We start from the raw sequence: 8,151 nt of genomic DNA, 5'->3' as shown, positions 1-8,151 counted from the left end.
TCGCAAAAACTTCACGAGCAACACCAAAAACCTCAAAAATCACGCAAATCCAAAAGCTTAGCCCCGAAAATCCCCGCACAGCACACCCAGATCATCCCCAAAACCGACATACCCACATAGATATCCACAGAATCCGGAGACTATTCCGGGATAACCCGGCAATTGCCTCTGACCGTCAGTCCAGATTGCCGCGAAGCCGGGCCATTTCAGCCTCGGTCGGGCGCTGGCCGGTATAGATCTCGACGTAATGGGGGAATCGGCGCAGGCGGTCGTCCAGCGGTTCGCGCACCCGCATGGAGATATAGCCCACCTGCACAAGGTAGATGGTCCGCGCCCGCACATCGGCATCGGCTTCGTCATGGCCCCATTGCAGCAGCAGCTGGCGCAGCGCCTCCAGCCGCCGGGAATCAGCCGCCTGCAGCCGCGCCAGCACCGCCGTGTCCTGCTGCGCCCAGGACCGCACCGCCAGTTCCAGCCGGGTGTCGAAGCTGCGGTCGCTCAGGAAGATGGCGATCACCGCCAGCATCGCTTCGGTCCGGGTCGCCGCATAACCTTCGGTCGCGGCCACCAGCGGGGCGGTGGTGCACCGCTCCCACCGGTCCAGCAGCCCGTCCAGAAGCTGCTGCCGGTCCTTGAAGAACCAGTAAAAGCTGGTGCGCGACAGGTTCAGCGTCCGGGCCAGCGGCACGATCCGCACCGCGTCCACCCCCCCATCGACCAGCGCGGCATAGGCCGCCTCCAGCCAGAGGTCGGGCGAGCCGCGCTCCCCCCGGGCAGATCTGCTGTCTTCATCTGTATCATTCATCATGTTCACCCCTGAACATTATATTGACAGGAGTGTACATTGTCGGAATCCTGCCGCAACCCCTGCGTGGCCCCCAACCGGAAAAGGTAAGCCCGATGTCCAGCGATCCCCTGCTGCAGCCCTATCAGCTTGGTCCCCTCACCCTGAAAAACCGGATCATGATCACCAGCCATGAACCCGCCTACCCCGAGGATGGCATGCCCAAGGAGCGCTACCGCGCCTATCATGTGGAACGGGCCAAGGCGGGTGTGGCGCTGACCATGACCGGGGGATCGGCCAGCGTCGCCCGTGACAGCCCTCCGGTGTTCAACAACATCCTCGCCTGGAAGGACGAGGTGGTGGGCCATATGGCGAAGCTGGCGCAGGAGTGTCACGACGAGGGCTGCGCGGTGATGATCCAGCTCACCCATCTGGGCCGCCGCACCCGCTGGGACAAGGCGGACTGGCTGCCTGTCGTCTCTCCGGGGCATGAGCGCGAAGCCTCGCACAAGGCCTTCCCCAAGAAGATGGAGGACTGGGACATCGCGCGGATCATCGGCGATTATGCCGATGCCGCCGAACGGATGCAGGCCGCTGGCCTCGACGGGATCGAGATTCAGGCCTACGGCCATCTGATGGACCAGTTCTGGTCGCCGCTGACCAACGAGCTGGACGCGCCCTATGGCGGTGATCTGGACAACCGCCTGCGCTTCACCTTCGACGTGCTGGCAGAAATCCGGCGCCGCTGCGGCGCGGGCTTCCTTGTCGGCGTGCGCTATACCGGCGACGAGGATCTGCCCGGCGGGCTGACCAAGCAAGACGGTCTGGCCATCTCGCACCGGCTGAAGGACAGCGGGCTGGTGGATTTCCTGAACGTGGTGAAGGGGCATATCGACACCGATGCCGGGCTGACCGACCTCATCCCGATTCAGGGCATGCGCAACGCGCCGCATCTGGATTTTGCCGGAGAGATTCGCGCCGCCACCGGCTTTCCCACCTTTCACGCCGCCAAGATCCCCGATGTGGCCACCGCGCGCCATGCCATCGCCAGCGGCAAGCTGGACATGGTGGGCATGACCCGCGCGCACATGGCCGACCCGCATCTGGTGCGCAAGGTGATCGAAGGCCGCGAGGAGGACATCCGGCCCTGCGTCGGCGCCAATTACTGTCTGGACCGCATCTATCAGGGTGGCATGGCGCTGTGCCTGCACAACCCCTCTACCGGGCGCGAGATCGAACAGCCCCATGTCATCGCCAGAGCCGAGGAGCGCAAGCGCGTGACCATCGTCGGCGCCGGTCCCGCCGGGCTGGAAGCGGCGCGGGTGGCGGCGGAACGCGGCCATGCCGTGACGGTGTTCGAGGCGGCGGACCAGCCCGGCGGGCAGATTCGCCTGACCGCCCGGCAGGAACGGCGGCGGGAGATGTCGTCGATCATCGCGTGGCGGTTCGAACAGTGCGAAAAACTGGGCGTGCAGTTCCGCTTCAACAGCTTCGCCGATGGCAATGACGTGCTGGCCACCGATCCGTCAGAGGTGATCATCGCCACCGGCGGCCTGCCCCATACCGAGGTGCTGGAGACGGGCAATGATCTGGTGGTGTCGGCATGGGACATCCTGTCGGGCGACGTCAAACCCGGCCAGACCGTGCTGATCCATGACGATGCGGGCGACCATGCCGGGCTGATGGCGGCAGATCTGCTGTCGGAAAGCGGATCCGTGGTGGAAATCGTCGCCCCTGACCGCAGCTTCGCCCCCGAGGTGATGGCGATGAACCTTGTGCCCTACATGCGCAGCCTGCAGGCGCGCGACGTGACCTTCACCGTCACATGGCGGCTGCGCGCGGTCACGCGCGAGGGCAACGGGCTGCTGGCGCATCTGGGATCGGACTACGGCAGCACGCTGCGCACAAGGCGCGTCGATCAGGTTGTGGTCAATCACGGCACGCGCCCACTGGACGAGCTGTATTTCGAGCTGAAGCCGCTGTCGCGCAATCTGGGTGCTGTGGATTACACCGCGCTGGCCACCGGCGGGGCGCAGACCCTGCGGCCCAATCCCGAAGGCGGATTCCGGCTGTTCCGCATCGGCGATGCGGTCGCCGCGCGCAACACCCATGCCGCGATCTATGACGCGCTGCGGCTGGTGCGCGGGCTCTGACCCTTTGGCGGGGGGCTTGCCGCCCCCCTCCCCCTGCCCCGGTCAGCCCGTGACCGGAACCGCCGGAAATCCGGCCTCGGCCAGCGCCGCCTGAACCGCCTGCAGCGAGGCGGTCGTCTCCACCTCGACGCGGCGGGCGGGCGGATCCGCCGTAACGCGGGCCTCGGCGTCCAGATCAAGAAGCGTGGCGCGCACGGCACGGGCGCAGCCGCCGCAGGTCATCGAGTCGATTTGAAGCTGCATCGGGATCTCCTGTGGCCCGGATCGGGCCGCGACCAGTGCACGCCTCTGCCCGCCGAAGGTCAAGAGGACAAAAACCCTCCGGCACCTTGACCTTCCCCCTGCTGGAACCCTTATCTGCCATGCTGACCCTTGTTCTGACAGAAAGAAGGCAGCCATGGCCGACCTCACACCGTCCCGCACGCTCAGCCTGCCCATCGAAGGGATGTCCTGCGCCTCCTGCGTCGGGCGCGTGGAAAAGGCGCTGCGCGCCGTGCCCGGGGTGCAGAGCGCCGTGGTCAACCTTGCCACTGAACGCGCCAGCCTGTCGGGCGACACGCTTGACCGCGCCGCGCTGGTGCGGGCCATCGAAAAGGCGGGCTATGCGGTGCCCGACAGCACGCAGGATCTGGCGGTGGAGGGCATGTCCTGCGCGTCCTGCGTCGGACGGGTGGAACGCGCGCTGGCAGCGGTGCCGGGGGTCAGCGCGGCCTCGGTCAACCTTGCCACCGAACGCGCCACCGTGCGCGGCAGCGCCGATCCGGATCTGCTGGTCGCCGCCCTGCGCAAGGCCGGATACGAGGCGCGGGTGCAGAGCGCCCAGCAGGGCCCCTCCCCCGAGGACGAGGCGCGCAAGGATGCCGAAGCCCGCGATCTGGCGCGGCAGGTGACGCGGGCGGCGCTGCTGACGGCGCCGGTCTTCGTGCTGGAAATGGGTGGCCATCTGGTGCCCGCGCTGCATCACTGGATCGGTGCCACCGTGGGGATGCAGGCCAGCTGGATGCTGCAGTTCGTGCTGACCACGCTGGTGCTGTTCGGTCCCGGCCTGCGATTCTACACCAAGGGCCTGCCCGCGCTGGCCCGTGGCGCGCCCGACATGAACGCACTGGTCGCCGTGGGATCGCTCGCCGCTTATGGCTATTCGCTGGTGGCGACCTTCCTGCCCGGCGCCCTGCCCGCAGGCACCGTCAACGTCTATTACGAGGCCGCGGCCGTCATCGTCACGCTGATCCTGCTGGGCCGCCTGCTGGAGGCGCGGGCCAAGGGCCGCACCTCTGACGCGATCCGGCGGCTGGTGGGACTTGCCCCCAAGACCGCCCGCCTGCGCCGCGACGGGCAGGTGCAGGAGGTGCCCGTGGCCGATCTGCGCACCGGCGACATCCTCGAAATCCGGCCCGGCGAACGCATTCCGGTCGACGGGGTGGTGACCGAAGGCGACAGCCATGTCGACGAATCGATGATCACCGGCGAGCCGGTTCCCGTCGCCAAAGCCCCCGGCAGCCCGCTGACCGGCGGCACCGTCAACCAGACCGGCGCGCTGGCCCTGCGCGCCACCGCCGTGGGCGGCGACACCGTGCTGGCCCAGATCATCCGGCTGGTGGAACAGGCGCAGGGCGCCAAGCTGCCGATTCAAAGCGCGGTGGACCGGATCACCCTGTGGTTCGTGCCCGCTGTCATGACGCTTGCCGTGCTGACCTTTGGCGTCTGGCTGCTGTTCGGGCCGGATCCGGCGCTGAGCTTCGCGCTGGTCAATGCCGTGGCGGTGCTGATCATCGCCTGCCCCTGCGCCATGGGGCTGGCCACGCCCACCTCGATCATGGTGGCGACCGGGCGAGGCGCCGAACTGGGCGTGCTCTTCCGCAAGGGCGACGCGCTGCAGCATCTGCGCGACACGGCGGTGGTGGCGCTGGACAAGACCGGCACCTTGACCGAAGGCCGTCCCGCGCTGACCGATCTTGTCCCCGCCCCCAGCTTTGACCGCGCCACCGTTCTGGCCCATGTCGCGGCGGTCGAATCGAAATCCGAACATCCCGTCGCCCGCGCCATGGTCGAAGCCGCACAGGCCGACCAGCTGGCCCTGTCCCCCGTCACCGGGTTTCAGTCCGTCACCGGCTATGGCGCCAGCGCCAGCGTGGCGGGCCGCCGGGTCGATATCGGCGCGGACCGCTACATGGAACGGCTCGGCCTGTCGGTGGACAGCTTCGCCGAAACCGCCGAGGCGCTGGCCGCAGAGGGCAAGTCCCCGCTTTACGCCGCGCTGGATGGGCAACTCGCGGCGATTCTTGCGGTGTCGGACCCGATCAAGCCCAGCACCCCGCAGGCCATTCGCGCGCTGCATGATCTGGGACTGAAGATCGTGCTGCTGACCGGCGACAACGCTCGCACCGCCCGCGCCGTGGCGGACCGGCTGGGCATAGACGAGGTGCAGGCGGCGCTGCTGCCCGAAGGCAAGGTCGAGGCGCTGCGCCTGCTGCAACGCCAGCACGGGCCGGTGGCCTTTGTCGGCGACGGCATCAACGACGCGCCCGCGCTTGCCACGGCAGATACCGGGATCGCCATCGGCACCGGCACCGATGTCGCCATCGAAGCGGCGGATGTGGTGCTGATGTCGGGCAATCTGCAAGGGGTGCCGACGGCCATCGCCCTGTCGCAGGCCGCGATCCGCAACATCCGCCAGAACCTGTTCTGGGCCTTCGCCTATAACGCCGCACTGATCCCCGTGGCGGCAGGCGCGCTTTACCCCGCTTTCGGCCTGCTGCTGTCGCCGGTCTTTGCCGCAGGCGCCATGGCGCTCTCGAGCGTCTTCGTGCTCGCCAACGCGCTGCGCCTGCGCCGCCTGACCCCCGCCACCTGACCGGCAGCACCGCCGACCAGCAAAAAACCCGGCTCCTTGCGGAGCCGGGTTTCTTTTGTCCGACAAAGGACTGGGATCAGAGGCCGGTCGACACGTCGATCGTGTTGCCCTCTTCGAGGGTCACATAGGCCTTCTTCACGTCACGCCGCTTGCCAAGCTGGCCGCGGAAACGCTTCACCTTGCCTTTGGTGATGGAGGTGTTCACCGCCTTCACCTTCACGCCAAACAGAGCCTCGACGGCTTCCTTGACCTGCGGCTTGGTTGCGTCGATCGCCACTTCGAAAACCACGCAGCCGTTTTCGCCGGCCATGGTGGATTTCTCGGTGATGATCGGCTTGCGGATCACGTCGTAATGTTCGGGCTTCGCGGTCATTTCAGTCGAGCCTCCAGAGCTTCGACACCCGCCTTCGTGAGCACAAGCGTGTCACGCTTCAGGATGTCATACACGTTGGCGCCGATGGTCGGAAGCACGTCCAGGCCTTCGATGTTGGCTGCGGCGCGGGCAAAACCCTCGTTCACAGCGGCACCGTCGATCACCAGCGCGCGCTTCCAGCCCAGGTTCCGGACCTGTGCCGCCAGCGTCTTGGTCTTGCCGTCGGTCTCGGTGTTCTCGATGATCACCAGAGCGCCGGATTTGGCTTTGGCCGAAAGCGCCAGCTTCAGACCCAGCGCGCGGACCTTCTTGGGCAGGTCATGCGCGTGGCTGCGGGGCGTCGGGCCCTTGTAGATGCCACCCTTGCGGAAGATCGGCGCCTTGCGGGAGCCGTGGCGTGCGCCGCCGGTGCCCTTCTGGCGATAGATCTTCTTGGTCGAGTAGCTGACTTCCGAACGACCCTTGACCTTGTGGGTGCCCTGCTGCGCCTTGGCACGCTGCCAGCGGACGACGCGATGCAGGATGTCGGCGCGCGGATCCAGCCCGAACAGGGCCTCGTCCAGCTCGACTTCGCCCGCGGCACCGCCGTCGAGTTTGATCACGTCGAGTTTCATTCGTCGCCTTCCTTCTTCTCGGCCTGAACGTCCGCTTCAGCGGCTTTCAGGGCAGCTTCCTCGGCGGCTGCCTGCTCGGCTGCGGCGGCCTCGGCTGCGGCGGCTTCCTCGGCAGCGGCCTGTGCGGCAGCTTCCTCGGCCAGACGCTTCGCTTCCTCGGCGGCGGACCGCAGCGCGGCCGGCAGGATCACGTTCTCGGGGGTGGGCTTCTTGACGGCGTCCTTGACGGTCACCCAGCCACCCTTGGAGCCGGGAACGGCGCCTTTGATCATGATGATGCCGCGGTCGGCATCGGTCTTCACGACCTGAAGGTTCTGGGTGGTGACACGGACGGCGCCCATGTGGCCCGCCATCTTCTTGCCCTTGAACACCTTGCCCGGGTCCTGACACTGGCCGGTCGAGCCGTGCGAACGGTGCGAAATCGACACACCGTGCGACGCGCGAAGACCGCCGAAGTTGTGCCGCTTCATGGCACCGGCAAAGCCCTTACCGATCGTGGTGCCGGAGACATCCACGAACTGACCGGCGAAATAATGGTCAGCGGTGATCTCTTCGCCAATGGCGATCAGGTTGTCGGCGTCGACGCGGAATTCCGCGATCTTCCGCTTGGGTTCAACCTTGGCCACGGCGAAATGGCCGCGCATGGCCTTGGAGGTGTTCTTGGCCTTGGCCGTACCGGCGCCAAGCTGAACGGCGGTATAGCCATCCTTTTCGGCGGTCCGCTGGGCCACGACCTGACAGGCGTCCATCTGCAGGACGGTCACGGGAACTTGCTTCCCGTCTTCAAGAAACAGCCGGGTCATGCCCAGTTTCTTGGCGATGATTCCAGAGCGCAACATCGACATGCCCCCTTACACCTTGATCTCGACATCCACGCCGGCGGCGAGGTCGAGCTTCATCAGCGCGTCCACCGTCTGCGGGGTCGGGTCCACGATGTCGAGCATACGCTTGTGCGTGCGGATCTCGAACTGGTCACGCGACTTCTTGTTGACGTGCGGGCCACGAAGAACGGTGAATTTCTCGATCTTGTTCGGCAGCGGGATGGGGCCGCGAACCTGTGCGCCGGTACGCTTGGCGGTGTTGACGATTTCCTGGGTGCTGGCATCGAGCACGCGGTAATCGAACGCCTTGAGCCGGATACGGATGTTCTGGTTCATTGAACATGCCTTCTTTGGCGTTGGGGTTGAGAGGAGGAGACAGGACCATCCCGCCCCCTCGTCGAACCCATGGCGGAGGAAGCCCCCCGCCGGAAAGGAAGATGGGTGCCGCAGCACCCATCTGGTAGTCCAGTCTGGCGGGCCGCATAGAGCCCGCCGACCGCAGTGTCAAGCTCAGACGAGGATTTTCGACACGACGCCGGAGCCGACGGTGCG

At 66.6% G+C, this 8,151-nt stretch carries 8 protein-coding genes; 2 read left to right on the top strand and 6 right to left on the bottom strand.

The window, feature by feature from the left end:
* Nucleotides 1-175: 175 nt before the first annotated feature.
* Nucleotides 176-808: a TetR/AcrR family transcriptional regulator gene (locus VK682_RS26625; protein WP_230798191.1), complete on the bottom strand. Its 633-nt coding sequence runs from the start codon at nt 806-808 to the stop codon at nt 176-178.
* 92 nt (nt 809-900) lie between these two features.
* On the opposite strand from VK682_RS26625, the gene hpbA reads away from it, so the two are divergent.
* The gene (gene hpbA / locus VK682_RS26620; RefSeq protein ID WP_324782932.1) at nt 901-2,937 is read left to right on the top strand and encodes an N-methyl-L-proline N-demethylase HpbA; all 2,037 of its coding nucleotides are present in this window, start codon (nt 901-903) and stop codon (nt 2,935-2,937) included.
* 42 nt (nt 2,938-2,979) lie between these two features.
* Here hpbA and VK682_RS26615 read toward each other — a convergent pair whose 3' ends face one another.
* A complete protein-coding gene (locus VK682_RS26615) occupies nt 2,980-3,180 on the bottom strand; it encodes a heavy-metal-associated domain-containing protein (protein WP_089852462.1) in 201 nt (66 codons plus the stop codon).
* 154 nt (nt 3,181-3,334) lie between these two features.
* Between VK682_RS26615 and VK682_RS26610 the strand changes: the two genes are divergently transcribed.
* Nucleotides 3,335-5,791, top strand: coding sequence for a heavy metal translocating P-type ATPase (locus VK682_RS26610; RefSeq protein WP_324782931.1), 2,457 nt, complete (start codon nt 3,335-3,337; stop codon nt 5,789-5,791).
* A gap of 76 nt (nt 5,792-5,867) precedes the next feature.
* Here VK682_RS26610 and VK682_RS26605 read toward each other — a convergent pair whose 3' ends face one another.
* The 4 genes from VK682_RS26605 to rpsJ are packed head-to-tail and all read right to left on the bottom strand — an operon-like array spanning nt 5,868 to nt 7,935.
* Nucleotides 5,868-6,164 (bottom strand): 50S ribosomal protein L23, encoded by a 297-nt coding sequence (locus VK682_RS26605; protein WP_089852460.1) that lies wholly within the window; start codon nt 6,162-6,164, stop codon nt 5,868-5,870.
* Entirely contained in the window at nt 6,161-6,778 is a 618-nt protein-coding gene (rplD, locus tag VK682_RS26600) for a 50S ribosomal protein L4 (protein ID WP_089852458.1), read from the bottom strand. Before rplD ends, VK682_RS26605 begins: the two co-directional genes overlap by 4 nt.
* Nucleotides 6,775-7,617, bottom strand: a complete 843-nt coding sequence (rplC, locus tag VK682_RS26595; RefSeq protein WP_089852456.1) for a 50S ribosomal protein L3 — start codon at nt 7,615-7,617, stop codon at nt 6,775-6,777. The genes rplD and rplC overlap by 4 nt, the downstream gene beginning before the upstream one ends.
* 12 nt (nt 7,618-7,629) lie before the next feature.
* Nucleotides 7,630-7,935, bottom strand: a complete 306-nt coding sequence (rpsJ, locus tag VK682_RS26590) for a 30S ribosomal protein S10 (protein ID WP_058247699.1) — start codon at nt 7,933-7,935, stop codon at nt 7,630-7,632.
* Nucleotides 7,936-8,151 lie beyond the last annotated feature (216 nt).

Source organism: Salipiger marinus (assembly GCF_035481585.1).
In the GTDB taxonomy this organism is placed as follows: Bacteria; Pseudomonadota; Alphaproteobacteria; order Rhodobacterales; family Rhodobacteraceae; genus Salipiger; species Salipiger marinus.
The sequence above is the reverse complement of the archived record's forward strand: the minus strand, read 5'-3'. Positions and strand labels throughout refer to the sequence as shown.

What these genes read in the sequence shown, in the direction of transcription:
- VK682_RS26605 (WP_089852460.1), bottom strand. Translation starts at nt 6,164, where the DNA reads ATGACCGCGAAGCCCGAACATTACGACGTGATCCGCAAGCCGATCATC.
- VK682_RS26625 (WP_230798191.1), bottom strand. Translation starts at nt 808, where the DNA reads ATGATGAATGATACAGATGAAGACAGCAGATCTGCCCGGGGGGAGCGC.
- VK682_RS26615 (WP_089852462.1), bottom strand. Translation starts at nt 3,180, where the DNA reads ATGCAGCTTCAAATCGACTCGATGACCTGCGGCGGCTGCGCCCGTGCC.
- hpbA (WP_324782932.1), top strand. Translation starts at nt 901, where the DNA reads ATGTCCAGCGATCCCCTGCTGCAGCCCTATCAGCTTGGTCCCCTCACC.
- rpsJ (WP_058247699.1), bottom strand. Translation starts at nt 7,935, where the DNA reads ATGAACCAGAACATCCGTATCCGGCTCAAGGCGTTCGATTACCGCGTG.
- rplC (WP_089852456.1), bottom strand. Translation starts at nt 7,617, where the DNA reads ATGTTGCGCTCTGGAATCATCGCCAAGAAACTGGGCATGACCCGGCTG.
- rplD (WP_089852458.1), bottom strand. Translation starts at nt 6,778, where the DNA reads ATGAAACTCGACGTGATCAAACTCGACGGCGGTGCCGCGGGCGAAGTC.
- VK682_RS26610 (WP_324782931.1), top strand. Translation starts at nt 3,335, where the DNA reads ATGGCCGACCTCACACCGTCCCGCACGCTCAGCCTGCCCATCGAAGGG.